Here is a 24,088-nt window from a genome sequence, read left to right on the forward strand (position 1 = left end):
CAATTTCTGGATAGTCATTTAATTTGCGGGCTCATGCTCAAACTGTGTGGCCCGAGCGATTTCGGCGCTTTCTTTGGCGGGTCTGCTGCTGGTCGGGTGCGGAGCCAAGCCGGTGGCACGGCAGCCCCTGGTGGTGCAGACCGAAACCATTGCTGAGTCCAGCTTCAGCCCGTCGATCGAGGTGATCAGCCGGTTGGCATCCACCGCCGATGTGGCCCTGCGGCCCGAAGTGGATGGACGGGTCGTCAAGATCCTGGCAACCCAGGGGCAGCAGGTGAAGGCGGGCCAGCCCATCCTGGTGCTCGACAACGTGCAGCAATCGGCCAGCCTCGATGCCAGCAAGGCCGAGGCCCGTAAGGATCTCGTCAACGCCGAGCGCTACATCTTTCTGAACCAGCAGGGGGCAGTGTCCACCAAGGAACGCGATTTTTACGTCACCCAGGCGATTCAGGCCCGCGACCAGGCGCGAGCCAAGGCGGCTGATCTCGGCTACAAGTATGTAACCGCCCCGATCAGTGGGGAGATCGGCGATCTCGACACCGTCAAGCTCGGGGATTACGTGCGCCAAGGCCAGGCGATCACCGGCATCGTTGACAACCGGGATCTCTGGACCCTGATGGATGTGCCCGCGACCCAGGCTTCCCGGGTGAAGCTGGGCCAGTCTGTGCAGCTCCAGTCCCAGGGGAATCCGCCCGTCACCAACACCGGCAAGGTGGTTTTCATCTCTCCCTATTACGGCGTCAGTGGCACTGACTCATCGCCGAACACCGTGCTGGTGAAGGCGTCCTTCCCCAATCTCACCGGCAAGCTCAAGACCGGTCAGTTTGTGCGCAACCGAATCATCACCGGCAGTAGCCGTCAGCTCTCGGTGCCGGTGCAGGCCGTGATGATGCAGGCCCAGCAGCCGTTTGTTTACCGCGTCTTCCGCCTAAGCCAAGTGCTGGCCAAGATTCGGGCGTCCACCGAGATCCCAGACGCCCAGAAGCAGAAGCTGGAAGCCCTGCCTCCAGACACGCCGATTGTGGTTCAGACCCCTGTGCAGCTGGGGATGCTGGAGGGCAATCGCTACCCGTTGCTCTCGGGCCTGACCGCCGGTGATCGGGTGGTGGTAAGCAACACCGCATTGTTGCGTTCCGGCATGCCGGTGCAGTTGGCTGGTTCTGGTCAGAAGGGTGTGAACTGAGGACCACCCATGTCACTCTCCGATAAGTTCATCAAGCGGCCGGTTCTGACCACCGTCTGCAGCATTCTGATCGTGTTGATGGGGATCATTGCGATCCCAAGCCTGCCGATTGAAAACCTGCCCAATATCGCGCCGCCGCTGATTCAGGTGACGGCAAATTACGGCGGGGCTAACTCGTTGGTGACCGAACAGGCCGTTACGAATCCGCTGGAACAGCAGATCAATGGTGTGCCTGGTGCGGCTTACATTTCTTCAACCAGCTCCAACACCGGTCAGAGCATTATTCAGGTTTATTTCGACGAAGACACCGATATCAATATTGACCAGGTGAACGTGCAGAACCGCGTTTCTCTGGCCATGCCCCAGTTGCCGCAGCAGGTGTCGGCCACGGGTGTGTCGGTGATGCAAAACACTCCCTCGATCTTGCTGGCCTATCAGGTCACTTCGACCCAGGGCCAATTTGATGCGGCCTACATCAACGGCCTCATCTACGAGGAGCTCTATTACCAGCTTGAGCGGGTTCCGGGTGTGGCTCAGGTGAACCTGCTGGGCGGCAGCAATCCCGCCTTTTGGCTGTTCGTCGACCCCAGCAAGCTCACCGCGAATCAGCTGACGGCAGACCAGATCGTCAATGCTGTGAAGAGCCAAAACAGCATCGCCATCGGTGGTCTGGTGGGTGGTCCACCGGCTGGAGGCGACCAGCTGTTTGCCTATCCGATTCTGGTGGCCGACAACGGCAACCTGATGTCAGTTGAGCAGCTCAACGATTTGATCGTGGGCAAGTCTCCCCAGGGCAATCTGCTGCGGCTTCGGGATGTGGGCCAGGCTACCTATGGCTTCAACACCTTTGCCCAGCAGGCGGTCAGTTTCGATGGTTACCCATCGATCACCGTTGCGGTGTTCCAAACCCCTGAGAGCAACGCTCTCGATGTGTCGGAAGCCGTCGTGGCGGTGATCAACCAGTTCTCCCAGGCGGTGCCCCCCGGCGTCACTGTGACGCAGATCTACAACATCGGACAGTTCATCGAATCGGCCGTGGAGGGCGTCACCGATGCTTTGGGTCTGGCGATTGTGCTGGTGCTGGTGATCCTGTTTCTGTTTCTTCAGAACTGGCGCGCCACGGTGGTTCCCAGCCTGGCGATTCCGATCTCCCTGATCGGCACCTTTGCCTTTATCAAGGCGTTCGGCTTTTCGATCAACCAGCTCACCCTGCTGGGTTTGGTGCTCGCCACGGGTCTGGTGGTGGATGACGCGATTGTGGTGATTGAGGCCGTCTCCAAAAATCTTGAGCGCGGCATGAGCCCACGCAAGGCGGCGATGGAGTGTATGGGTGAGCTGATCGGCGCCCTGATTGCCACATCGTTGGTGCTAATGGCGGTGTTTGTGCCCGTGGCGTTCTACCCAGGTGGCATCGGCATCATCTACAAGCAGTTTGCGCTCACAATCGCTTTCTCAATCGCCATTTCCACGTTTAACGCCCTGACTTTTTCGCCGATGATGTCGGCTCTGCTTCTTAAATCCGAGCAACCCCCAAAGCCGAAGGGCTGGGGTTGGACGGTTGGCGGTGTGGTGGTGGGTCTGGCGTTCGGCAGATTCAGTGCGGCGTCCTTCGGAGTTGGCTCCTATCTGTTTGGTGTGGTGGTGTTCGGCCTGGCCGGCAGCCGACTCGCCCTGATTTTCGATCGCTTCAACCAATTTTTTGCCTGGCTGCAGACCAGCTATGCCCGGCTGCTTGAGGTGCTGATCCGTAAGCGCAAATTCGTGCTGGCTGGCCTTGCTGGTGGCATCGTGCTCACGGTTTTGGCCTTTTCAGCCCTGCCATCGGCCTTTATTCCTGAGGAAGATCAGGGCTACGGCTTGGGCATTTACCAACTCCAGAATGGAGCCTCCCTGAGCCAAACTCAGCAGACCGGCCTAGAGATTGCCAAGGTGCTCAAGGCTGAGCCAGACATTGTGGCTGCTGCGGTGGTGAGCGGTTATGGCTTCAATGGCTCCAGCCCCGATCAAGGGGTGTTTTTCTTCGGACTGAAGCCTCTTGAGGAGCGCAGTGGTGCTGATCAGAAGGCCCCCGCCATTGTGGATCGCCTCAATACCAAGCTCTCGAAGATCAGCAGCGGGCTTGTGGTGGCGGCTCAGCCGCCCGCCATTCCTGGCTTTTCGGCCCAGGGTGGTTTCTACTTCCAGTTCAATGATCTGAGCAATGGGGCGTACAGCTTCAACCAGCTCGATGGTCTGGCCCAGCAGCTGGTGGCAGCGGGGACGGCTTCGGATCAGTTCTCCAGTCTGTATACCCAGTTCATCCCAAGTGCTCCGGCCTTCGGTTTGAAGATCGATCGCTCGATCATGGGGGCTTTGAACATCGACTTCCAGCAGGCGATGCAGACGATTGCCGTGCTAGCCGGTGGTAATTACTCGGGCCTCACCTATGAAAATGGACAGGTGCGCAACATCTATGTTCAGTCAGAGGCGTCTGGGCGCAGCACCCTGGAGGATGTGCTCAGTTACTACGTGCGCAACCGTGACAACAAGTTGGTGCAGGTGAGTGAGTTTGCCTCGTCGGAGCTCACCAGTGCACCTCCGGTGATCAGCCACTACAACCTCTATCGCACCGTGCTTGTGCAGGGTGCTGAGGGGATCGGCAAAAGTTCAGGCCAGGCTTTGGCGGCGATTCAGCAGATCTTTAAGCAGCTGGAATTCAACAACATTGGCTATGCCTTCACCGGCCTGGCTTCGCTGCAGCTCTCGGCCGGCAGCGCCAGCATCCTGGTATTCGGCCTGGGCATCCTGATCGTCTACCTGGTGCTCTCGGCCCAGTACGAGAGTTACGTCACGCCCGTGATCATTCTGATGACGGTGCCTCTCGCCATGCTGGGGGCGCTGGTGTTTCTGGCGATTCGATCGATCGATCTGAACATCTATGCCCAGGTGGGGTTAGTCACCCTGATCGGCCTGGCCGCCAAGAACGGCATCCTGATCGTGGAGGTGGCTGAGCAGCACATGGAAGTGGGTATGGCTGCCACCGAGGCGGCCATGGCTGCAGCCGAATCGCGCATGCGGCCGATCCTGATGACCGCCATCGCCTCCCTGGCCGGCTTCCTGCCCCTGGTTGTAGCTACCACTGCCGGTGCCAATAGTCAGCAGTCGCTCGGCACGGTGATCTTCGGAGGCCTGCTGGTGGCGACGGTGTTGTCCCTCGGCGTCGTGCCACCGTTCTATGTGGTGATTAAAAACCTCGAGGCCCGCTGGTTCCCCGAAGCCAAGCAGGAGACGACCGCCTGACTCAGGTAATGACCGTGGGTTTCTCCATGCCCGTACGGGTGCGGATTTCGGCCAGCTGGTCGATGGCTGTAATCAGGTCGCCCAGGGCAACTTGGGGGTCTTGGTTGAGGTTGCCGCCGGCCGCCACGTAGCTCTCCAGATACACCCGCAGGGTCGCCCCCTGGGTGCCGGTGCCGGAGAGGCGCAACACCACCCGGCTGCCGTCGTCGAGCAGCAGGCGCAGCCCCTGGCCGCTGGTGAGCGAACCATCCACCGGGTCGGTGTAGGCGAAGTCATCGACGGTGGCGATGCTGCGGCCGGCGAAGGCCTGGCCCACTAACGAGGGCTGCATGGTCTTCACCCGCTCGTAGAGGCCTTGGGCGGCATCGCTGGGGATCGCCTCGTAGTCGTGGCGGGAGTAGTAATGCCGGCCGAAACGATTCCAATGCTCCGCCATGATCCGGCTCACCGGCTCCCGCCGTTTGGCCAGGATTTGCAGCCAGAACAGCACGGCCCAGAGGCCGTCCTTTTCGCGGATGTGGTTGCTGCCGGTGCCGAAGCTCTCTTCGCCGCAGAGGGTGATGCGGCCCGCATCGAGCAGGTTGCCGAAGAATTTCCACCCCGTGGGCGTTTCGAAGCAGGCCAGGCCCAGCTCCTTGGCCACCACATCGGCGGCGGCACTGGTGGGCATCGAGCGGGCGACCCCGGCCAGGCCATCGGCGTAGCCGGGAGCGAGGGTGGCGTTGGCGGTCAGCACCGCCAGGCTGTCGCTGGGGTTCACGAAGCAGCGCTGGCCCAGGATCATGTTGCGGTCACCGTCGCCGTCGCAGGCGGCGCCGAAGCGGTAGGCGTCGCTGCCCATCAGCAGCTCAGCCAGGTCGTGGGCGTAGGTGAGGTTGGGATCGGGGTGGCCGCCGCCGAAATCCTCCAGCGGGATCCCGTTGCGCACGGTGCCCGCGGGCGCCCCCAGGGCCCCTTCCAAGATGCGGCTGGCGTAGGGGCCGGTCACGGCGTGCATGGCATCGAAGGCCATCGGGAAGTCGCCCCGCAGCAGATCGCCGATCGCATCGAAATCGAACAGCTTCTGCATCAACGCCACGTAGTCGTCGACGCCGTCGATCACCTCAACCTGCAGGTTGCCGATGTGGCAGCGGCCAGGCGCCGAGAGGTCGGGGTCGCTGCCGCCTTCACAGATCCGGTAGCCATCCAGCTGCAGGGTGGTGGCGTAGATCGCGTCGGTGATGGATTCCGGTGTGGGGCCGCCGTTGGCGCCGTTGATCTTGACGCCGAAATCGCCATCCGGGCCGCCGGGGTTGTGGCTGGCCGAGAGGATCACCCCACCCACGGCACCGTGCTGGCGGATCAGGTGGGAGGCGGCGGGGGTGGAGAGGATGCCACCGGTGGTGGTGATCAGCCGTGCCACGCCGTGGGCCGCAGCCATGCGGGCAATCACGGTGATGGCCTCGCGGTTGCCGTAGCGCCCATCGCCGCCCACCACGAGCGTGCCGCCGGCCACTCCGGGCAGCACCTGCAGACTCGCCTCGATGAAGCTCTCGAGGTAGTGGGGCGTCTGGAACTGCCGGCTGCTCTTGCGCAGCCCCGAGGTGCCGGGCTTCTGGTCGCTGAAGAGTTGGGATAGGGGAATGTGCCGGATGCTCACAGGATTGCTGCTGGTCATCGGCTGATCCACCGGGGCGTTGGGGGCACCAAATTAGCCCTGGTTTGCGGCCGCCCAGAACGGGCTAGCGTCCGAAACAAGCCGGGGATTGCACGCGAAGCTTGCCGAGTGGCGCTGGGACGCCAGGCAGGAATGGCCGTCGCTCAGCGCCGCGGCACGGAATCCTGTCAGCGCGGCAAGCTCACCAACGCCTTGCTGGGTCTCTCGGCGAGCTGCGAGGCCACCGGTCAGGGCAGCGGTTTGTGTGCTCTGGCCGATCAGGCGGTGGTGCAGACGGGCTGGTCGCTGGCGTTCATGGACAGCACCGCTTACCAGGTGCTGCAACTGATTCAGGCCCCAAAGGGGCGTTGAGCGCCAGCAGGGGTGGGAGCTGTCAGGCTCAGAAGCCTGGGATCAGGCCGAATCCCTTTTTCTCCTGGGGCTTGGCCTCGGTTTTGCTGGGGGCCACGGTGCGGGTTTGCTGCTTGCAGAAGGGCAGCAGATCCTGGCCGGCGCGATTGAGGGCTTCGCGGCGCTCGAAGCTGTTGGCGGCGGCGGGCTGGGCCCGTTGGCAAATGGTCCAGATCGCGTCTTTGCAGCTTGCCCCGAGGCGGGGATGGTCCATCAGCGGATCGGCCATGGTGCGCGCCTTGGTGCAGCTCTCGGCGGTGTTCTCCCGGCCGCAGGCGAACGTGTGGAGCTGCAGCTCCCGCAGCTGATCCATGGAGGGATAGGGCGGATCTTTAGGCGCTGCTTGCAGGGGGGAAGCCAGCAGACCCATCAGGCCGAGCGCCAAGCCAGCGCTTAGGGCGGAGCCGCCCCTCAGGGCAGGATTGATCCAGGAGGGAGCCATGGTTCTGTCGGGTTGGCTCCCATCATGGCGACCCCGGCAGCTCAGACAGTCCCTGGCGCAGCGGTTGCTGCTGATGGCTCCAGTGGGCGGCGATCGCCGGCCCCACCAGAGGAGCCGCCAGGGCCAGGCCGCGACGCAGCCAGCTCTGGCGGCGCAGCTGGTCTCCTCGGGCCGCTTCGGCGGCCTGGAGGGCCTGCAGCGTGGTGATTTCCGGCCGTCGCTCGGCTTCGATCGCGGCGAGCGCCGCATCCAGGCCGGTGATGGCTGTGGTTTTGGCTCCAGGGGCACCGTGCTGTGGCTGTTGTGGTGCTGGCGCGGGCCGCAAGAGCGGCTGCAACAGTGGCAACAGCCGGGCGCTGGCCACCCAGGCGTCCCGCAAGGCCATGTTGATCCCCTGGGCTCGCACCGGACTCATCGGATGGGCCGCATCGCCCAGCAGCAGCAGGCCGGGTGCCCACCAGCGCTCTGCCAGTCCTACCTGCACTGCCAGCCGGCTGGGTTCGCCAAGGCCGGCTCGCCACTGCCGTAGCCAGGCCGCCAGCTCCGGTGGGCTCAGCGGAGCCATCCGCTCGATCCAGTCGTCTGGGGAGCATGCAGGCACCCGCTCGCCCTTGTTGAGCAGCCAGCCCAGCTGCACCCCTCCGCCAGCGCTGTCGAAGGCGCTGAACACCCCCTCCGGCCCCACCAGGGTGGTGAAGCTGCCTTGCAGCGGTGAAGGAGAAGGGCAGGCCAGTTGGAACCAGAGCAGATCGATGGAGTTGACTCCTTCCACCAGCACCAGTCCAGCCTTCTGCCGCAGCAGCGAGGCCCGGCCGTCGCAGGCCACCACCAACTCGGCCTCCAAATGCCGCCCGTTGCGCAGCCGCACTCCGGCCACCCGCCCTTGGCTCCAGAGCAGATCAGACACCGGCTGCCCCCGCTCCAGCACAAATGATGGGCAGGATTGCGCCTGCCCCAGCAGGGCCTCCAGCAGGGCGGGCTGGTTCACCAGGGTGCAGGGCCGCTGGGGATCGCCGCTGAGGGGTTCGTGGGCGTGGAACAGCTCCCGGCCATTGACCACAAAGCGCCAGCCCTGCAGGGGCCTGTGGGGCACAGCCGCCAGCAGGTGGCTCAGCCCCATGGCAGCCAGGGCCTCCAGGCCCGAGGGCATCAACGCTTCGCCGCGAAACTGGCGCGCCAGGCTGGAGCTGGCTTCCACCAGGGTGACGGCGACGCCGGAACGGGCCAGCAGCAGGGCCAGGCTGGCCCCGGCTGGACCAGCTCCAACGACCAGGACCCTGGGGCCAGAGTTCAACGGGTCACTCAAACGAAGGAGTTGTAGTTGCGGGTGCCGCCGCTGACCGGATCCACATGCCCCATCAGCTGGCTCTTCTTGGCCAACAGGTAATTCACCAGCTCCTGCTGCACCGCCAGCAGCTCCCTGGTGCAACCCCGGAACGCGGCACGGTGGCGGATCTCGTCGTGGCGGGTGTGGAGGTCGCGCAGCATCAGCTGGATCGCATCCAGGGTGGCGGAGGTGGTGCGGGAAGCCTGCAGCGAATCCATGGCCCTGGGGCGGAGACAGGAATTCAGCGTAGGAGCCCTGGCGCAGCTCAGCAGTCGCCGAACAGGGTTTTGGACACCTGGTGGAAGGTTTCGAAGGCGTCGTGGTTGTCGAGTCCGCTCACCGCCAAAGACACGGTCTGCTGCCGGGGGTTGCATTCCACCGCCAGGCTCACTGCGCGCTCGCCGTGATCGGCGTGGAAGGCGGCGCTCAGGCCATCGGCGGCGTAGATGGTTTCAGGCGCATGGGTGAAGCCCAGCTCGTGGGCCAGCTCCGTGATGCCGGCCAGGGATTCGCTGAGGCACCCCTCGCTGCGGATCGCTGTGGTGTACACCACTGGTGCCACGGGGGTGGTGGTGTCCTCGGCCGGTAGGAGCAGGGAGTGTGCCAGGGATTTCACCAGGCCGCCGGTCTTCACCAGGGTCTTCATGGGGCCTCTGGATCCTGCAGACCGCTGGATGGTAGGCGCGAATCCCTAGATGTGGTGTAGTGGGCTTCCCCGCCGTCCACCAGTAGTGGCTGGTCAATGGGGTGCCGCAGTGCTCCAAAGGGCTCACCTCCGCTGCACCCCACTGCCACAGCGGTTGCGTTGCCGCTCCTGTTTCCGCGCCAGTCGCTCGGTGATGCCCAGCTCGGCGCCTTTCCAGAGCCGGTTGATCTCGGCGCTGAAGTGGGCCGCTAGCAGGGGGGAGTCAAACACCAGCAGGGTTTCGTCGTTCCGGTGAGCGGCGCTGGGGCTCCAGTTGAAGGAGCCGGTGATCACGGTGCGGTTGTCGATCACGGCCAGCTTGTGGTGGAGTTTGTCGCCGCTGGCCAGCCGCGGCGTGCCAACCGTCTCGAGGGGGCGTTGCCAGGGGCGGTTGGCGGCCTCCAAGCCGCAGCGGTGGTCGGGCAACTGGGTGCCGAGCAGATCCAGCACTTCGCTGAAGGAGCGGTTGGCGAAGCCGGGATCGGCCAGCAGCCGGATGGTCACCCCCCGCACCTGCAGCTGGGCCATGGCATTGGCCAGGCTCTGCTCTGAGAACACGAACAGGGCCATGTCGAGCTGCTTGTGGGTGCCGGCGAGCAGCTCCTCCAGCAGCAGCAGGCCCTGGTGGGGATCGCGGCGGCGATGGGGTGCAAACAGCACCGTCACCGGCGTTTGACCCACGTGCACCTGCTGGGCGGCTCCGCCGCCCTTGCCCAGCCCAAAGCGGCTGTTGGGTAAACCCCCTGGGCCGTCGCCCCACATCCGCTCGAATTCGCTCACAAAGGTATGGGCTAGCTCGCGGCTGTGGAGCCGCATCAGGTGGTTGACGTTGCCGCGGGTGCGATCAGCTCCCGGGTCGCCGTGGATGCAGGAGGGGGTGAAATTGGCCGAGCCGGTCACGACCACCGCCCGGTCCACCACCATGAACTTGTGGTGCATCAGGCCGCTGCCGGCGCTGCCGTCGGCGGTGTCGTCGATCAGGGGCACCCCGGCCCGCTGCAGGATCGCCACCGCATCCCCCCAGCCGAGGGCCTTGAGCTGCTCGTGGCGGCTGCGCTGGTGCGGGGTCAGATCGGCAGGGTGCTGCTGGCTCCAGGGGGTGCTGTAGGTGTTTTCCAGCACCACCTTCACCGTCAGTCCATCGCGGTGGCGCGCTGCCAGGGCTTCGGCCACCTTCGGCAGCGACAGCTCCTGCACCGCCACCAGGATTTCCCTTTTGGCGCCTCGGATGCTGGCCAGCACAAAGGCTTCGAGATCGTCCCCCTGGCGCCACTGGCCACTGATCGGGCTGCGGTAGCGGCTGGTTTCGTTGTGGTTGAAGACCAGCTCGATGCCCTCGGGCAGGGGCCTTTGTGGGGTCGGCTGCCCCAGCAGCTGGGCTTCGGCGCTGCAGCTGGCCACGGCTAGACCCAGGGCACCGACCCAGGCGAGCGGGTGCCTCAGGGGGTTGCGGTGACGAGCGGTATGGGTGATGGCGACCTGCTGCGGCTGCCTTCAGTCTTCCCACCGACTGTCCAATGGTTGGTTGAGGCTGGGCTACTGGTCAGTGGTGGCCAGGCATCTCGGCCGTGCGCAGCATTAGCACAAACCAGGCGGTGCCGATCAGCACGGCGCTGAGCATGGCGGCCGGAAGGCCCACGCGCATCAACACCACGGGCACGATCAGCGGAAAGGCCAGGGCCCCAGCGAGTGGGGTGAGGGCCACGGTTGCTCGTTTGAGAGATCCAGCGCGTTTCAGAACCATTCGCTGATGGCCTTGTCGGCAGGGTTGCTGTTGTCTTCCGGGGTGGAGCGGTTGAATTCGAGGGTGATGTTGCGCTTCTGCTCGCCGTCTGCGGCCACCGCCTCGATCGGATAGAGCTGTTGACCATCGCGGAACGGCACCTGCACGCGGAAGGTGCCATCGGCGGAGAGCGGCACGTCTTCGCCGCCGATGGTGAGGCGCGCGGCTGGATCGGTGGCGCCGTAGACGATCAGCTCGGCATCGGCCACCAGCCAGAAAGAACGTTGCCGTGAGGCCACCCCGCCGATGCCGGATTCGTTGCGACCGCTAGCCCAGATTCCGGCCCCAGAGGCGTTCAGTTCGCTGGTGTCGAGACCGGCTTGTTCGAGTTCGTGGAAGGCCTCGGAACCGCGGCCAAGGCGCCGCCAACGGGCCGTTGCCGTTTGGTAGAGGCGCTCATGCAGACCGGCGTCAGCCGGTTCCATGGGTGTGGGCAGGGTGGCCGGAGCGGTGTCGAGCGAGAAGGGCACAAACTGGTCGAGGATCTGCTCACTGGGGTGCAGGGCCGGAACCCGGGCCACCGACGAGAAGGCCAGCGAGATCCAGCCGCCGCCGGAGCCTTTGCGGTAGCCCAGTTCCACCCGGTAGTCGCGATCGCTCAGGGGCACCGGCAAATACCATTCGGTGGCATGGCTATCCACCACCACCTCCTGCAGGGTGTGGGGGTGGGCAGAGCCTCCCGCCAGTCCGGTGACATCGGCCACCCGCAGGCACAACTGGGACGCCCCGGCGGCCAGCGCTTCGCCCCGATCAGCTTCAGAGATCTCCCAGAACACGTAGGCCCACTGGGGATCCCGGGGCAGGAACACCACGCTGGTGCTGGACGCCGAAGGGCGTGGTGCCGGAGGCAACTCCGCTTCGATCGCCTTGAGAGTGCGGGGGCTGTCGTCCTGTCGCCGGTTGATGGCCGCCAGCAACTCATCCTTCGACTTGCGGCTGTACAAGCTCACCCCAAGATCGCTGGCCACCTGCCGAAGCTGCCGCAGGGTCATGCGTGCCAACGAAGTAAGGGCTTGGGTCACGGCGATAGATTTCTTTTGGGATCAGCGTGGTCAACTCTCCCATTGCCGGTTGTTTTTGCCTTGAGCCGTCAGTGGATGCTGACGGCTGGTGCATCAGGGCCAGCGTTTGACGGGCACAAAAAAGGCGGCCCGTAGGCCGCCCCTTGATGGATTGGTTGCTGAGCTCAACGTCCAATGCTGCGGTAGGGCACCTTGGCCAAGTAGTCCATGCTGGTGTTGCTAGATGCACCGCCTTGGCTGCGCATGGCAGGCAGATTGCGCACCCAGGGGAGGTAGTCCTCTGGGAAGCCCCCACGGCGCTGACGGGAGCGAGCGGGGATCGTTTTGGCGGTGCCGGTGTACACAACTTGGGGGAAGCCCAAGATGCCCCGGTAATAGGCCTCGTATCGCGGAGTGGTGATGTTGAAGGGGGTTTCGCCCAGATCCCTGGAGCCCACCACGCGGTTGCGGTGGAAGGGAACGGTGTCGTAACCGAAGGCGTCCAGGTATTCCTGGCCGTTGAGGATGTCGTCAACCATGCCCTTGACCCCGCGGGTCATCAGCACGGCCGCCCAGGCGATCTCCTCAGACCTGCCGTGGGTGGGGCGACCCAGAAGCTTTTCCACCAGGTGGCGCACCACCCGATAGTTGCTGTTCAGGTTGTAGAAGCTGCGGGTGAAGGTGTCTGAGAGACACAGGGAGCGAATGAAATCCCGCACACTCATTTGGCCGTTGCGCAGCTGGCTCTCCAATGTCAGGTTGCGGTCGACCTTGAAGGCATAAAAGAAAATCTGTCGATAACACGACTCAATGAGCAGATTTAGGTCTTTGGGATCCATAGCCCTGTCCATGGACATGGATTTGGGGTCCTCATCCGAACCCACCCGCAGCGGGTTAACCCGCGAGTTTTGGGTAGTGGGCGCGTATTTCAGGAGGGGCAGGGCCACACAACTTCATCATCCGTCGTTGCTGATCGTAGAAGTGCAGCCGCGGCCGGGTTCGGCTGGCCGAGACAGGGCTCACAGTCCGTAACGTTCGTCACCATCCCAGGGGAGACAGGGGCTGCTCGGAGACGGGCTCTTGGGCAGGGGTTTTGGCCCCAGGCTCCGGGCTGTCTAGCAGCCGTGTCTCGACGCAGAAGGACGCCGTATTGGAGAGGCCCTCCACCGTGCTGGTGCGCAGACGCACATTGGGGCCGGCAAAGCTGAATCGCTCCAGGCTGGCCATGGTTTCGTAGCCGGTGGTGAGCAGTAGACCGTCGCGCTCGTCCATGGCGAAATGACCTGCCACGGGGGCGGTTTCGGCGTAACCACGGTCGCGCAGCAGCAGACCGGACCGGCCGAGCTCATCGGTGGGGATCAAGCCGAAAACGCTTTCCCCCTCGTGGGCTTCTCCTGCCTTATCCCACGCCATTGAGGCGTTCCAGGTCACCCGGCAGCCCCCAACGAGGCCAGCGGGATTTTCGCCGTGGAGCTCGGCGATGGCGATCAGGCGGGGGTCGGTTGCGGCGATTTCCACCACCTCAATGAAGGAGCCTCCCGCCTCAGCTCGCCGGTGCAGCAGGTGGTGGCTGCTGCGCTGGGAGCGCCAGCGGCCGCAGCTCAGCCGGAAAAAGCTGAGGGCATCGGCGATCGAGGCGGGGCGGATGTCGTCCACGGGGGTGCAGTGGCTGTGGCGATGATCGCAAGGCGTGGTGGGGAGCGGCGGTGGCGATCGGTGTGGCTGCTGCCCTGGCCGCCGCCCTCTGCTGGACCCTGGCCAGTGGTTTGTGGCGTCGGCTGCCGACGTCGCTGGGTCCGGCCGAGCTGAATCTGCTCAAAAATCTGATTGCCCTGGCGCTGCAGCTGCCGCTGCTGCTGGGGAGCGCCCAGGCCCTGCCGCTTGGGCCCACCGGCCTGCTTCTGCTCAGCGGGGTGCTGGGCATTGCCCTGGGGGACAGCTTCTACTTCGCCGCCTTGCGACGGCTCGGCACCCGCCGCACCCTCACCTTTGATGCCGGCGGGCCGGCGGTGACGGCCGCGGCCGGTTGCCTGCTGCTGGCCGAGTGGCCTGGGCCGCGCCAGTGGCTGGGGATTGCCCTGATCAGCCTGGCGGTGGTGGTGGTGGCCCGGCAGCGGCCGATGGCCGAGGCGGGGGGTGGTCTGGAGGCTCACCAGCGCCTGGGGGTGGTGCTGGCTCTGGCGGCCCTGTTGTGTGGCGGTGCTGGTGCCCTGTTGGCCCGTGCCGCCCTGCGCACATCGGGCCTCGATCCCTGGCATGCCGCCACCCTGCGGCTGCTGGCCGCCACGCTGGTGCTGCTGCCCCTGTTGGGCAGGCTGATGACCCATCTGCGCCGGCCTCGACCCAGGCCGCCGGGCCGGCGTTGGCTCCTGGTGCTGGCGGCCACCCTGCTGGGCACCAGTGCGGGCATCGGTCTGCAGCAGCTGGCCCTGGCCCGACTTCCCGGCGGGCTGGCCGTGGCCCTGCTGGCCACCGCCCCGGTAATGGCGGTGCCCCTGGCGCCCCTGGAGGGGGATCGCCCCGGGGCACCAGGGGTGCTGGCCGCCCTGCTGGCGGTGCTGGGTGTGGTGCTGGTGGCGCTGCCCTAGCCCCGGCTGGTCTCGCCCTGGCCCAGGCGTCGATCGGCCTGGCGTGTGGCCCAGGTGCTCAGGTCAGCCAGCTCCAGGGCCAGCGGCGCCCGGCCCAGCGTGCCGGCGACGTGCTCCAGTTGGCCGCCCGTTGCCACCAGTTGCTCAACCAAGGCCGCCTGGAATGCGGCGTCGTCGGCGATTGGGGGTTGTTGCCGCACCCAGGCGCCGATAGCTGCACGATCCGGCAGGGGGCCGGGCTCAAGGGATGCTGCCGTTGAACGGGAGATGGCCTGCAGCGTGCGCAGGCCATGGGCCAGGAGCCTGAGGTGGTGACGCTCGAGTGCCGGCAGCAGGGTGGCCTCTAGCTCCGCCAGTTCGGCCAGGGTCAGCGGGCTGTTGGCGGCAGGCCCGTCCGGCTCAGGCGTCACGGCCCTGAATGAGGCGGAAGCCGCAGGAGTGGCCCTTTTCCAGGCGCCATTGGACCCGCTCCACCTGGCAATCGGGAAAGGTGTGGCGGATCAGTTGCAGCTCTTGATCGCAAACGCAGGGGAACTGCTCGGCAATGCGCATCACCGAGCAGTGGAATTCGCTGACCACCCAGGCCTGGTCGTCGTCGGGATCCTGGGCGCATTCGGCCATGTATCCCGCCTGACGGCGCAGTTCCACCAGCCGCTCGAGCCGTTGTTGCAGCTCCCCTTCGCCGATTTGGCCCCGATACACGCCCGCTTGCTGGAGAGCCTGCTGATTGAGGAGCTCCTGCAGGGTTTCGGAGGACAGGCTGCCGGCCAACGACTGCAGCAGGCCCAGGGCGAAGTGATCGCTGCCATCGGGAAAGTGCCCCTGTCCCTTGGCCGTAAGGCGCCAGCGATTGCTGGGTCGACCGGGACCCTCGGAAGCCGGACTGGCTTCCACAAAACCTTCATCTTCCAGGCTGCGCAGATGGCGGCGCATCACCTGAACTGACACCGACTGGTGTTCAGCCAATTCGCCGGCGGTCGCCTCGCCCTGCCGCAACAACAGGCCGAACACCGCTTCCCGGGTGGACGCCGGGTCGGCATGTTGGCGGGAGATCTGGGGTGTGGCGCTCATGGCCGACGCCGAACTTCATCACGATGCCACGCCTGGCCGGCGGTTGGGGGTCGGCCCGGCACAATGAGGTTTCTGGTCGAGCCCCAAGGCCCATCGCTGGTGCTCTAAGCTCGATAGGAAACGAAACCAAAAAGTTTCGTAACTGGGATTCCGTGATCCTGGCCGTTGCACTGCGCGGTCCTGTTCCTTCCAGTGCGATCTGACCATCACCCCCTCCGAGCCATGTCCGACGCCGCGGCCAGCCCGACCTCCGACAGCCTCGAGGTGATTGGGAAGTTTGCCGAAACTTACGCTCAGCGCACGGGCACCTATTTCTGCAGCGATCCCGGTGTCACCGCGGTCGTGCTGGCAGGCCTCGCCAAGCACAAGGACGAGCTCGGTGGGGCTCTCTGCCCCTGCCGTCACTACGAAGACAAAGAAGCCGAGGTCTCCCAGGCCTTTTGGAACTGCCCCTGTGTGCCGATGCGGGAGCGCAAGGAGTGCCACTGCATGCTGTTTCTCACAGAAGACAATCCGTTCCGCGGTGAGCAGCAGACGATTTCTCTTGACGACGTGAAAGCCCTTACTGCCGGCTGATTCGGCTGAATTGCCATGAGTACCGCAACCGTTGGCGATCTTGTTTCGCAGCCGTATAAACACGGCTTCGTGACAGACATTGAAACTGAAAAGATCGCCAAGGGCCTCAGTGAGGACGTGGTGCGGCTGATCTCGTCGAAAAAAGACGAGCCTGATTTTCTGTTGCAATTTCGGCTGCGGGCCTATCGCCAGTGGCTGCAGACGGCCGAGCCCGATTGGGCGGCTTTGGGATATCCGCCGATTGACTATCAGAATATCATCTATTACGCGGCTCCCAAGCAACAGGAGAAAAAGGCAAGCCTCGATGAGGTGGATCCCAAACTGCTGGAAACCTTTGATAAGCTCGGGATCCCACTGAGCGAGCAGAAGCGTCTCTCCAACGTGGCTGTTGACGCGGTGTTCGATAGCGTCTCGATCGCCACCACCTACAAGGAGAAGCTGGCGGAGCATGGGGTGATCTTTTGCTCCATCAGCGAAGCTGTGAAGGAGCATCCTGAGCTGATCGAGGCCTATCTGGGTACGGTAGTGCCCAGCAATGACAACTACTTTGCGGCCCTCAATTCCGCTGTCTTCAGTGATGGGTCCTTCGTGTTTATTCCGAAGGGCGTCGAGTGCCCGATGGAGCTTTCAACCTATTTCCGCATCAACTCCGCTGACACGGGTCAGTTTGAGCGCACATTGATCGTGGCTGAAGAGGGGGCCTCGGTGAGCTACCTCGAAGGTTGCACCGCTCCCATGTTTGATACCAATCAGCTCCATGCCGCCGTGGTGGAGTTGGTGGTACTGGATGATGCTTCTATCAAGTATTCGACCGTGCAGAACTGGTATGCCGGTGATGAAAATGGTGTGGGTGGTATCTACAACTTCGTGACCAAGCGTGGTCAGTGCCGCGGTGCGCGCAGCCGCATCAGCTGGACCCAGGTGGAAACGGGTTCAGCCATTACCTGGAAGTATCCCAGCTGTGTACTGCAGGGTGCTGATTCGGTGGGCGAGTTTTATTCCGTCGCCCTCACCAACAATCATCAGCAGGCGGATACCGGCACCAAAATGATTCATGTGGGGCCCCGCACCCGCTCCACGATCGTGAGCAAGGGAATCAGCGCTGGCCACTCCTCCAACAGCTATCGCGGCTTGGTGCAGATTGGCCCAAAGGCTCTGGGAGCGAAGAATTACAGCCAGTGCGACTCGATGCTGATCGGCGATCAGGCGGCCGCCAACACCTACCCCTACATCCGCTCCCAGCAACCCGATGCGGTGGTTGAGCATGAGGCCAGCACCTGCCGCATCTCCGCCGATCAGCTTTTCTATCTCCAAAGCCGGGGGATCGGCTTTGAAGAAGCGGTTTCGATGATGGTGAGCGGCTTCTGCCGCGATGTGTTCAATCAGCTGCCGATGGAGTTTGCCGCCGAAGCCGACAAGTTGCTGGCTCTCAAACTCGAGGGATCGGTGGGGTGACTAGCCAGAATCCCCTAATTTGTTCTACTTAGCTGTTTTGAGTCCGCTTCCGATCTTTTCCATTTGATTTTTCTGCTGTGATTCGCCCCGACGCCCCACTTTTGCTGGACATTTGCGATCTCCACGCTTCTGTGGAGGATCAGCCCATCCTCAAGGGGGTCAATCTGTCGATCCGGGCTGGTGAAATCCATGCCGTGATGGGGCGCAACGGCAGTGGCAAGAGCACCCTGTCCAAGGTGCTGGCCGGCCATCCCGCCTACACCGTCACGGCTGGATCGGTGAACTACCGCGGGGCCGATCTGCTCGAGCTGGATCCCGAGCAGCGGGCCCGGATCGGTCTGTTCCTGGGGTTTCAGTATCCGGTGGAGATTCCTGGAGTCAGCAATCTGGAATTTCTGCGGGTGGCCACCAATTCCCGCCGCGCCGAGCGGGGTGATGAGGAGCTCGATACCTTCGCCTTTGAGGACCTGGTGCACGAGCGGCTCAAGGTGGTGCAGATGGATCCGGCCTTCCTCGGGCGCAGTGTCAACGAAGGCTTTTCTGGCGGCGAGAAGAAGCGCAACGAGATCCTGCAAATGGCCCTGTTGGAGCCCCTGGTGGCCATCCTCGATGAGACCGATTCCGGTCTCGACATCGACGCGCTGCGCATCGTTGCCGATGGTGTCAACCAACTGGCCGGCCCCGAAAACGCCACCCTGCTGATCACCCACTACCAAAGGCTTCTGGATCTGATCACCCCCGACTACGTGCATGTGATGGCTGCTGGCCGGATCCTGCGCACGGGTGGCAAGGAGCTGGCGCTGGAGTTGGAGCGCACCGGGTACGACTGGGTGGACCTGGAACTCGCCCGCCTGGAGCCCGAGACGGTGGAGGTGGCCTGATGCCTGCCGTTGCGCTACCGGCAACCGCTGAGTGGTTGGCCGCATTGGCCGGTTCACCGCTGCCGGGTCGCCGCCATGAGGATTGGCGCTTCACCGATCTGGCGCCGCTGCAAAGCGTGGCTCCAGAGCCCTGGACTGGCCCGGATCCCTTTGCCCTTGCTGCGCTCCCCGATGGGATCACTCGCCTCGAGCCCTCTGAAGCGCAGCAGCTGCGCAGCCAGGTGCTGCAAGCCACCGGCAGCTCAGCTGCTTGGCCGGTGCAACTCAATCAGGGCGCTTCGCCCCGTTGCCTGGCGTTGCGGGTGAGCGGGGCGGCGGGGCCGTTGCAGCTCAGCATCGATGCCGGAACTGCTCCGGGCCTGTTGGCCCTGCAACTGCTGCTGATCCTGGAGGACGGGGCCAGCCTGGAGCTGCTGCAACACCACAGCTCCAATGCTGCCAATGCCACCAGCCAGCTGACCGTGGCCCAACTCGGCCATGGCGCCCGGCTGCATCTGGGGGTGCTGGCCCCGGGCGATTGCCGCGCCAGCTTGCTCAGTCATCTGGCCATCAGCCAGGCTCCTGCCAGTGCCCTGCAGCTCACCACGGCCGTGGGCGGTTGGGCCCTGAGCCGCCTGGAGCCTCGCATCTGTCAGGTGGCAGGGGCAGCCCACACCCGTCTGCGGGCCCTGCAGCTGGTGGACGGCCAAGACCTGGCGGACACCCACAGCCACGTGCGATTTGAGGGTCCCGATGGCGAGCTCGACCAGCTCCACAAGGTGGTGGCCGATGGGGCTGGACGCAGCGTGTTCAATGGCGCTGTCCAGGTGCCCCGCAAGGCCCAGCAGACCAACGCCGCCCAGCTCAGCCGCACCCTGCTGCTCTCGGATCGGGCCCGGGTGGACACCAAGCCCGAGCTGGAAATCGTTGCCGACGACGTGAAGTGCGCCCACGGTGCCACCGTGAGCCGGCTGCAGCAGAACGAGCTTTTCTATCTGCAGAGCCGTGGCATCGGCGCCGATCAGGCCTCCAAACTGCTGCTGCGGGGCTACTGCGAGGAGGTGCTGCGGGAGCTGCCGGCGGCTGCGGCGGCCCTGAATCCCCTGCAGCTGCTGCTTCGGGAGCGTCCATGACCATGACCGCCTCCCCGGTGCAATCCGACCTGCACCCGTCCAACCCATCTGCCGGCAACCTCGCGGCCCTCACCCGGCCCGACTTTCCCCTGCTGGCGCAAACGGCCTGCCTGGGCCAGCCGCTGATCTACCTGGATCACGCCGCCACCAGCCAGAAGCCCCGTCAGGTGCTGGCAGCCCTGCAGCACTACTACGACCACGACAACGCCAACGTGCACCGCGGCGCCCACCAGCTCAGCGCCCGGGCCACCGAGGGCTTCGAGGGTGCCCGCGCCAAGGCGGCCGCGTTTGTGGGGGCGGCCAGCCCGCGGGAGATCGTGTTCACCCGCAACGCCAGTGAGGCGATCAACCTGGTGGCCCGAAGCTGGGGTGAGGCCAACCTCGGCCCCGGTGATGAGGTGCTGCTCACGGTGATGGAGCACCACTCCAACCTGGTGCCCTGGCAGCTGCTGGCGGCGCGCACCGGCTGCGTGCTCCGTCACGCGGGGCTTACTGCGAGCGGCGAGCTGGATCTGGAGGATCTGCGCCGCCAGATCAGCGAGCGCACCAAGTTGGTGAGCCTGGTGCAGGTGAGCAACACCCTCGGCTGCCTCAATCCAATCGAGCAGGTGGTGACCCTGGCCCACGCCGCCGGCGCCCTGGTGCTGGTGGATGCCTGCCAGAGCCTGCCCCACCTGCCGGTGAATGTGGCCCAGCTGGGCTGCGATTTTTTGGTCGCCAGCTCCCACAAGCTCTGCGGCCCCACGGGCATGGGGTTCCTCTGGGCCCGGGAGGCGTTGCTCGAGGGGATGCCGCCCTTCCTGGGCGGCGGCGAGATGATCCAAGACGTGTATCTCGATCACAGCAGCTGGGCGGAGCTGCCCCACAAGTTTGAGGCGGGCACGCCGGCCATCGGTGAAGCGATCGGCATGGGCGCCGCCCTCGACTACCTCAACGGCCTGGGCTTGGCGCGCATCCACGCCTGGGAGCAGGTGCTCACCCGCCAGCTGTTCGATCGGCTGCGGGCGATCGAGGGGGTGCGGATCCTGGGTCCTTCGCCGGAGCAGCAGCCTGATCGCGGCGCACTGGCGGCCTTCACGGTGGATGGGTTGCATGCCAACGACATCGCCGCCCTGCTGGATTCAGCCGGCATCTGCATCCGCAGCGGCCACCACTGCACCCAGCCCCTGCACCGGCTCTACGGCATCCCCGGCTCGGCTCGCGCCAGCCTCAGCTTCACCACCACCCCCGAGGAGATCGACCGTTTCGCCGAGGAGCTCGAAGGCACGATCGCCTTTCTGCGCGAGCACAGCTAATTAGAGCGGCGTCAGCACCGCCAGGGCTTCGGCCCGGTGCTGGCCCTGCCAGGCCCACTGCCACTGCCAGCCTGTCTCCTGGGCCACCGTTTCGATGGCGCCCCGCTCGGCCGGGATGTCGAAGCTGCTGAGGTGCTCGATTACCTGGCTCTGCTGCTCCGCGGTTAGCGCCGCCCAGCCCTGTCGGATCCGCGCGCTGTAGCGCTGCTGGTAGGCCTCCAGGGTTTCGCCCGGCTCGCGGAACACATCAGCCCAGAGCAGCAGCCCATCGGCGGCGATGCGCTGGCGTGCCCCCTGCAGAAACGTGGTCTTCTCGGCGTCGCTGAGGTGATGGATGGCAAAGGCCGAATGAAGGATGTCGACTGGAGGAGCCTCCGATTGGCTCCAGGCCAGCAGGTTGCCCTCCTGCCAGGCGCAGGGATAGGGCATGGGGCCCAGGGCCGTCTCGGCCAGGGGCAGCACGGCGGCGGTGAGATCCAGGCCGGTGTAGCCGCCCAGGGGCAGGCGCCTGAGCACGGGCGCCAGCTGGGCCAGATCGCCGCAGCCCAGATCCACCATCGCCGGCGGGGGCGCAGCGACGGGACGCTGGGCCAGCCAGCCCTCGAGGGCGTTGGCTGTGGCGTGCGCCACGGCCCGGTGCTCCATCAGGTCGTGGCTCACCACCGCCCGGTAGGTGGCCCACTGCTGCGAAAAGAAGTCCATGGCGCCATCCTGATCGAGCCCCGGGCCCGAGATGGATGGCGAATAACCCGGTGATCCCGCAGCTGTGGATGGTGGTGTTGGGCGGCCGCGCGCCTGGCTGCCACATCGAGCTCCACGACGTGCGCTTTGTGGCAGGGGCCACGATTGAGGCGGCGATGCCGGAGCTGCGGCGGCAGTGGTTCGGGAGGCGTGAGGGCCTGCACCTCGATGCGTATCTGGCGGTGCGGGCGGTGGATGGCTGGGCGGTGCGTCTGGGGCGCGAGCCGCCCGCGCCCCGGCTCGAGCGGCTCTGGTTTGTGAACCTGGGCGCCTACCGCCCCGATTGCCTCGCCGAGCTGCACCACTTCGGCCTGGTGGTGGCCCGTTCGCTCCTGGCGGCCAAGGCGGCGGCCAAGCGGCAATGGCTGCGGGGCGCGCTGCAGCAGCACAAGGACGATCTGGCCGCGGTGGACGATTGCCTGGCGATCGAGCAGCTGGAGCTGCTGGGGGGTGAGCGCTGGCACGTGCAGCTGGAGCCCCACCCCGAGGGCCTCAGCCAGAGCCAGGTTCCGGATTGGTTTGGCTACCGGCCGATCTGAGTTGGCTGCAGCTGTCCTTTTGCCTCAGACTGTTCAGATGGCAGTCGGCACCGTCACATCGAGCGTGGATCCGCGGATTGCATCGATCGCTTTGGCCATTCGAGCTGAAATCCCCCAGGCGGAGGTGCGTCTGTTTGGCTCTCGGGCTCGTGGTCAGGCGCGCCCTGATTCCGATGCCGACCTGTTGATCACCGTGCCGGATGCCTGGTTGGCGCAGCACAATCGGCTGCAGGTGCTCGGTCGGTTGAGCCGGCAGCTCTCCAGCTATCGCCTGCCCCTCGATCTGTTGCTCTATTCCCAGAGTGAGGTGGAGGCCCGCCGCTCCTGTCACCAAGCGGTGAGCACGGTGGCTTGCCGCGAGGGAATTTTGCTGAATGGCTGACGCCGATGCCAGCCGCTACTGGCGCATCGCGCGGGCCGACCTGCAGGAGGCTCGGCGGATGCGGGAGCTTTCTGGATTCCGCAGTAGCAGCATTGGTTTTCTGCTCCAGCAGGCAGCGGAAAAGGCTTTGAAGGCCTGGATCCAAGCTGCTGGCGGAGTGGCTCCCTTCACCCACGATCTGGGTGCTCTGCTGAATCTTTTGCAGGAGTTGGGCGAGACACCGGCCGCTTACGAGGGGCTCACCGAGTTGAATTTCTTTGCGGTGCAGCTGCGCTACGACGATGAATTGGTGATTGAAGAGCTGGATTGGTCGGTGTGCTTTGCCCTGGTGGAGCGTCTTCTGGAGGAGATCAAGGGTCGCTGCTCCGTGTCCTGAGCCCCACCCCGAGGGTCTCAGTCAGAGCCAGGTGCCGGATTGGTTTGGCTATCAGCTGATTTGAGCGGGCGGTATGGGGGCGCCTGGGTGTGTGCAGCACGCTCTGGAAATCTGTGCAAATTGTACAGATTTCCAGAGGCTTCAACCTTGGATCGTGTTGGGCCGCCTGCGCTTCTCCAGGGATGATCAGATCACCTGGCACACGCGCCCCATGAACATCGATGGCAAGCCCTGGCGCACGATCTGGCTTGAGCCTGATGGCGGCCCAGGGGGCGACGCGGTGGGCGTGATCGATCAGACGCTGCTGCCGCACCAATTTACAACGCGCAGCCTGCGCAGCTGCCAGGAGGCGGCCGAGGCGATCCGCACGATGGTGGTGCGTGGGGCGCCTCTTATTGGCGTGACTGGTGCCTACGGGTTGATGCTGGCCCTGCAGCTGGATCCGAGCGACGCCGCGCTGGCGGCGGCGTTTGAGCAGCTCAATGCCACGCGGCCCACGGCGATCAACCTGCGCTGGGCGTTGGAGCGGGTGCGGGCCAAGGTGCAGCCATTGCCGCCGGCCGAGCGGGCCGAGGCGGCCAAGGCGGAGGCCGCGGCGATCGCCGATGAAGACGTGGCGATGTGCGAGGCCATCGGCGATCACGGCTTGGCGCTCTTCCAGCAGCTGGCGGCCCGCAAGCCCGGCGCCACGCTTCAGGTGCTCACCCACTGCAACGCCGGCTGGCTGGCCACCGTCGACTGGGGCACGGCCCTGGCCCCCATCTACAAGGCCCACCGCGCCGGGCTGCCCATCCACGTGTGGGTCGATGAAACCCGCCCCCGCAACCAGGGAGCCAGCCTCACCGCCTATGAGCTGGGCAAGGAGGGTGTGCCCCACACCGTGATCGTCGACAACGCCGGCGGCCACCTGATGCAGCACGGCCTGGTGGATGCGGTGATCGTCGGCACCGACCGCACCACCCGCCGCGGTGACGTGTGCAACAAGATCGGCACCTACCTCAAGGCCCTCGCCGCCCGCGACAACGGCGTGCCCTTCTACGTTGCCCTGCCCGCCTCCACCATCGACTGGACGATCGATGACGGCGTGGCCGAGATCCCGATCGAGGCCCGCAACGCCGAGGAGGTGACCCAGATCCAGGGCCGCATCAGCACCGGCTCCGCCGCCGGGGAGATCGCCCAGGTGCAGCTGAGCCCCAATGGCAGCCCTGGCTTCAACCCGGCTTTCGATGTGACCCCCGCTCGGTTGGTGACAGGCCTGATCACCGAGCGGGGTGTGGCCGAGGCCAGTGAGGCGGGGCTACGGGAGCTCTACGGCCGTGGCTGAG

General features: G+C 65.0%; 26 protein-coding genes. 13 read left to right on the forward strand and 13 right to left on the reverse strand.

The window, feature by feature from the left end:
• Nucleotides 1-46 precede the first annotated feature (46 nt).
• Both KBY65_RS10530 and KBY65_RS10535 read left to right on the forward strand, forming a co-directional pair.
• The gene (locus tag KBY65_RS10530) at nucleotides 47-1,183 is read left to right on the forward strand and encodes an efflux RND transporter periplasmic adaptor subunit (protein WP_094561093.1); all 1,137 of its coding nucleotides are present in this window, start codon (nucleotides 47-49) and stop codon (nucleotides 1,181-1,183) included.
• A 9-nt stretch (nucleotides 1,184-1,192) separates the two neighbouring features.
• On the forward strand, nucleotides 1,193-4,462 hold the full coding sequence (locus KBY65_RS10535; RefSeq protein WP_255001563.1) for an efflux RND transporter permease subunit: 3,270 nt from the start codon (nucleotides 1,193-1,195) through the stop codon (nucleotides 4,460-4,462).
• Between the two features lies 1 nt (nucleotide 4,463).
• Here KBY65_RS10535 and KBY65_RS10540 read toward each other — a convergent pair whose 3' ends face one another.
• Nucleotides 4,464-6,119 (reverse strand): alpha-D-glucose phosphate-specific phosphoglucomutase, encoded by a 1,656-nt coding sequence (locus KBY65_RS10540; protein ID WP_255001564.1) that lies wholly within the window; start codon nucleotides 6,117-6,119, stop codon nucleotides 4,464-4,466.
• Nucleotides 6,120-6,251: 132 nt separating this feature from the next.
• Between KBY65_RS10540 and KBY65_RS10545 the strand changes: the two genes are divergently transcribed.
• Nucleotides 6,252-6,470, forward strand: a complete 219-nt coding sequence (locus KBY65_RS10545; RefSeq protein WP_254988543.1) for a hypothetical protein — start codon at nucleotides 6,252-6,254, stop codon at nucleotides 6,468-6,470.
• A gap of 28 nt (nucleotides 6,471-6,498) precedes the next feature.
• Here KBY65_RS10545 and KBY65_RS10550 read toward each other — a convergent pair whose 3' ends face one another.
• The 9 genes from KBY65_RS10550 to KBY65_RS10590 all read right to left on the reverse strand — a co-directional run bounded on the left by KBY65_RS10550 (nucleotide 6,499) and on the right by KBY65_RS10590 (nucleotide 13,403).
• Nucleotides 6,499-6,951: a hypothetical protein gene (locus tag KBY65_RS10550; protein WP_254988544.1), complete on the reverse strand. Its 453-nt coding sequence runs from the start codon at nucleotides 6,949-6,951 to the stop codon at nucleotides 6,499-6,501.
• Nucleotides 6,952-6,973: 22 nt separating this feature from the next.
• Entirely contained in the window at nucleotides 6,974-8,245 is a 1,272-nt protein-coding gene (locus tag KBY65_RS10555) for an FAD-dependent monooxygenase (RefSeq protein ID WP_255001565.1), read from the reverse strand.
• Nucleotides 8,246-8,253: 8 nt separating this feature from the next.
• Nucleotides 8,254-8,496 (reverse strand): hypothetical protein, encoded by a 243-nt coding sequence (locus tag KBY65_RS10560; RefSeq protein ID WP_255001566.1) that lies wholly within the window; start codon nucleotides 8,494-8,496, stop codon nucleotides 8,254-8,256.
• A 47-nt stretch (nucleotides 8,497-8,543) separates the two neighbouring features.
• Nucleotides 8,544-8,924 carry a hypothetical protein gene (locus tag KBY65_RS10565; protein ID WP_255001567.1) on the reverse strand — a complete coding sequence of 127 codons (381 nt, stop codon included), beginning with the start codon at nucleotides 8,922-8,924 and terminating at the stop codon, nucleotides 8,544-8,546.
• A gap of 123 nt (nucleotides 8,925-9,047) precedes the next feature.
• Nucleotides 9,048-10,364: a phospholipase D-like domain-containing protein gene (locus KBY65_RS10570; protein ID WP_255001568.1), complete on the reverse strand. Its 1,317-nt coding sequence runs from the start codon at nucleotides 10,362-10,364 to the stop codon at nucleotides 9,048-9,050.
• A 142-nt stretch (nucleotides 10,365-10,506) separates the two neighbouring features.
• The gene (locus tag KBY65_RS10575; RefSeq protein ID WP_315859744.1) at nucleotides 10,507-10,668 is read right to left on the reverse strand and encodes a hypothetical protein; all 162 of its coding nucleotides are present in this window, start codon (nucleotides 10,666-10,668) and stop codon (nucleotides 10,507-10,509) included.
• Nucleotides 10,669-10,697: 29 nt separating this feature from the next.
• On the reverse strand, nucleotides 10,698-11,768 hold the full coding sequence (locus KBY65_RS10580; RefSeq protein WP_255001569.1) for a DUF4912 domain-containing protein: 1,071 nt from the start codon (nucleotides 11,766-11,768) through the stop codon (nucleotides 10,698-10,700).
• Between the two features lie 164 nt (nucleotides 11,769-11,932).
• Nucleotides 11,933-12,694, reverse strand: coding sequence for a phycobilisome rod-core linker polypeptide (locus tag KBY65_RS10585; protein WP_094561114.1), 762 nt, complete (start codon nucleotides 12,692-12,694; stop codon nucleotides 11,933-11,935).
• 91 nt (nucleotides 12,695-12,785) lie between these two features.
• On the reverse strand, nucleotides 12,786-13,403 hold the full coding sequence (locus tag KBY65_RS10590) for a phycobiliprotein lyase (RefSeq protein ID WP_254988548.1): 618 nt from the start codon (nucleotides 13,401-13,403) through the stop codon (nucleotides 12,786-12,788).
• Between the two features lie 50 nt (nucleotides 13,404-13,453).
• Here KBY65_RS10590 and KBY65_RS10595 point away from each other — a divergent pair, with 50 nt between their 5' ends.
• Nucleotides 13,454-14,335 carry an EamA family transporter gene (locus KBY65_RS10595; protein ID WP_255001570.1) on the forward strand — a complete coding sequence of 294 codons (882 nt, stop codon included), beginning with the start codon at nucleotides 13,454-13,456 and terminating at the stop codon, nucleotides 14,333-14,335.
• Here the strand turns inward: KBY65_RS10595 and KBY65_RS10600 are convergent.
• Nucleotides 14,332-14,745 carry a hypothetical protein gene (locus KBY65_RS10600; RefSeq protein WP_233128655.1) on the reverse strand — a complete coding sequence of 138 codons (414 nt, stop codon included), beginning with the start codon at nucleotides 14,743-14,745 and terminating at the stop codon, nucleotides 14,332-14,334. The two genes, KBY65_RS10595 and KBY65_RS10600, sit on opposite strands and share 4 nt — an antisense overlap.
• The gene (gene sufR / locus KBY65_RS10605) at nucleotides 14,735-15,406 is read right to left on the reverse strand and encodes an iron-sulfur cluster biosynthesis transcriptional regulator SufR (RefSeq protein ID WP_255001571.1); all 672 of its coding nucleotides are present in this window, start codon (nucleotides 15,404-15,406) and stop codon (nucleotides 14,735-14,737) included. Before sufR ends, KBY65_RS10600 begins: the two co-directional genes overlap by 11 nt.
• A gap of 222 nt (nucleotides 15,407-15,628) precedes the next feature.
• Here sufR and KBY65_RS10610 point away from each other — a divergent pair, with 222 nt between their 5' ends.
• From KBY65_RS10610 to KBY65_RS10630, 5 genes are all read left to right on the forward strand, one after another.
• A complete protein-coding gene (locus KBY65_RS10610) occupies nucleotides 15,629-15,982 on the forward strand; it encodes a ferredoxin-thioredoxin reductase catalytic domain-containing protein (RefSeq protein ID WP_094561120.1) in 354 nt (117 codons plus the stop codon).
• A gap of 15 nt (nucleotides 15,983-15,997) precedes the next feature.
• Nucleotides 15,998-17,437: a Fe-S cluster assembly protein SufB gene (gene sufB, locus KBY65_RS10615; protein WP_094561122.1), complete on the forward strand. Its 1,440-nt coding sequence runs from the start codon at nucleotides 15,998-16,000 to the stop codon at nucleotides 17,435-17,437.
• A gap of 77 nt (nucleotides 17,438-17,514) precedes the next feature.
• Nucleotides 17,515-18,318 (forward strand): Fe-S cluster assembly ATPase SufC, encoded by an 804-nt coding sequence (gene sufC, locus KBY65_RS10620; RefSeq protein ID WP_094561124.1) that lies wholly within the window; start codon nucleotides 17,515-17,517, stop codon nucleotides 18,316-18,318.
• Entirely contained in the window at nucleotides 18,318-19,430 is a 1,113-nt protein-coding gene (locus KBY65_RS10625) for a SufD family Fe-S cluster assembly protein (protein WP_094561126.1), read from the forward strand. The genes sufC and KBY65_RS10625 overlap by 1 nt, the downstream gene beginning before the upstream one ends.
• Nucleotides 19,427-20,725 carry a SufS family cysteine desulfurase gene (locus tag KBY65_RS10630; RefSeq protein ID WP_255001572.1) on the forward strand — a complete coding sequence of 433 codons (1,299 nt, stop codon included), beginning with the start codon at nucleotides 19,427-19,429 and terminating at the stop codon, nucleotides 20,723-20,725. The genes KBY65_RS10625 and KBY65_RS10630 overlap by 4 nt, the downstream gene beginning before the upstream one ends.
• On the opposite strand, the gene KBY65_RS10635 is transcribed toward KBY65_RS10630, so the two are convergent.
• Nucleotides 20,726-21,427 carry a class I SAM-dependent methyltransferase gene (locus tag KBY65_RS10635; protein WP_094561130.1) on the reverse strand — a complete coding sequence of 234 codons (702 nt, stop codon included), beginning with the start codon at nucleotides 21,425-21,427 and terminating at the stop codon, nucleotides 20,726-20,728. It lies immediately after the preceding gene.
• Nucleotides 21,428-21,462: 35 nt separating this feature from the next.
• Between KBY65_RS10635 and KBY65_RS10640 the strand changes: the two genes are divergently transcribed.
• From KBY65_RS10640 to mtnA, 4 genes are all read left to right on the forward strand, one after another.
• On the forward strand, nucleotides 21,463-22,005 hold the full coding sequence (locus KBY65_RS10640; RefSeq protein ID WP_255001573.1) for a DUF1543 domain-containing protein: 543 nt from the start codon (nucleotides 21,463-21,465) through the stop codon (nucleotides 22,003-22,005).
• 37 nt (nucleotides 22,006-22,042) lie between these two features.
• The gene (locus KBY65_RS10645; protein WP_094561133.1) at nucleotides 22,043-22,387 is read left to right on the forward strand and encodes a nucleotidyltransferase domain-containing protein; all 345 of its coding nucleotides are present in this window, start codon (nucleotides 22,043-22,045) and stop codon (nucleotides 22,385-22,387) included.
• Nucleotides 22,380-22,763: a HEPN domain-containing protein gene (locus KBY65_RS10650; protein ID WP_255001574.1), complete on the forward strand. Its 384-nt coding sequence runs from the start codon at nucleotides 22,380-22,382 to the stop codon at nucleotides 22,761-22,763. Before KBY65_RS10645 ends, KBY65_RS10650 begins: the two co-directional genes overlap by 8 nt.
• 211 nt (nucleotides 22,764-22,974) lie before the next feature.
• Nucleotides 22,975-24,087, forward strand: a complete 1,113-nt coding sequence (mtnA, locus tag KBY65_RS10655; RefSeq protein WP_255001575.1) for an S-methyl-5-thioribose-1-phosphate isomerase — start codon at nucleotides 22,975-22,977, stop codon at nucleotides 24,085-24,087.
• The last annotated feature ends 1 nt before the right edge of the window (nucleotide 24,088 follow it).

Origin of the sequence: Cyanobium sp. Alchichica 3B3-8F6, from assembly GCF_024346435.1 — a bacterium.
Lineage (GTDB): Bacteria > Cyanobacteriota > Cyanobacteriia > PCC-6307 > Cyanobiaceae > Cyanobium_A.

What these genes read in the sequence shown, in the direction of transcription:
- KBY65_RS10535 (WP_255001563.1), top strand. Translation starts at nt 1,193, where the DNA reads ATGTCACTCTCCGATAAGTTCATCAAGCGGCCGGTTCTGACCACCGTC.
- KBY65_RS10540 (WP_255001564.1), bottom strand. Translation starts at nt 6,119, where the DNA reads ATGACCAGCAGCAATCCTGTGAGCATCCGGCACATTCCCCTATCCCAA.
- KBY65_RS10545 (WP_254988543.1), top strand. Translation starts at nt 6,252, where the DNA reads ATGGCCGTCGCTCAGCGCCGCGGCACGGAATCCTGTCAGCGCGGCAAG.
- KBY65_RS10550 (WP_254988544.1), bottom strand. Translation starts at nt 6,951, where the DNA reads ATGGCTCCCTCCTGGATCAATCCTGCCCTGAGGGGCGGCTCCGCCCTA.
- KBY65_RS10560 (WP_255001566.1), bottom strand. Translation starts at nt 8,496, where the DNA reads ATGGATTCGCTGCAGGCTTCCCGCACCACCTCCGCCACCCTGGATGCG.
- KBY65_RS10565 (WP_255001567.1), bottom strand. Translation starts at nt 8,924, where the DNA reads ATGAAGACCCTGGTGAAGACCGGCGGCCTGGTGAAATCCCTGGCACAC.
- sufR (WP_255001571.1), bottom strand. Translation starts at nt 15,406, where the DNA reads ATGAGCGCCACACCCCAGATCTCCCGCCAACATGCCGACCCGGCGTCC.
- KBY65_RS10610 (WP_094561120.1), top strand. Translation starts at nt 15,629, where the DNA reads ATGTCCGACGCCGCGGCCAGCCCGACCTCCGACAGCCTCGAGGTGATT.
- sufB (WP_094561122.1), top strand. Translation starts at nt 15,998, where the DNA reads ATGAGTACCGCAACCGTTGGCGATCTTGTTTCGCAGCCGTATAAACAC.
- KBY65_RS10625 (WP_094561126.1), top strand. Translation starts at nt 18,318, where the DNA reads ATGCCTGCCGTTGCGCTACCGGCAACCGCTGAGTGGTTGGCCGCATTG.
- KBY65_RS10630 (WP_255001572.1), top strand. Translation starts at nt 19,427, where the DNA reads ATGACCATGACCGCCTCCCCGGTGCAATCCGACCTGCACCCGTCCAAC.
- KBY65_RS10635 (WP_094561130.1), bottom strand. Translation starts at nt 21,427, where the DNA reads ATGGACTTCTTTTCGCAGCAGTGGGCCACCTACCGGGCGGTGGTGAGC.
- KBY65_RS10640 (WP_255001573.1), top strand. Translation starts at nt 21,463, where the DNA reads ATGGCGAATAACCCGGTGATCCCGCAGCTGTGGATGGTGGTGTTGGGC.
- KBY65_RS10645 (WP_094561133.1), top strand. Translation starts at nt 22,043, where the DNA reads ATGGCAGTCGGCACCGTCACATCGAGCGTGGATCCGCGGATTGCATCG.
- KBY65_RS10650 (WP_255001574.1), top strand. Translation starts at nt 22,380, where the DNA reads ATGGCTGACGCCGATGCCAGCCGCTACTGGCGCATCGCGCGGGCCGAC.
- mtnA (WP_255001575.1), top strand. Translation starts at nt 22,975, where the DNA reads ATGAACATCGATGGCAAGCCCTGGCGCACGATCTGGCTTGAGCCTGAT.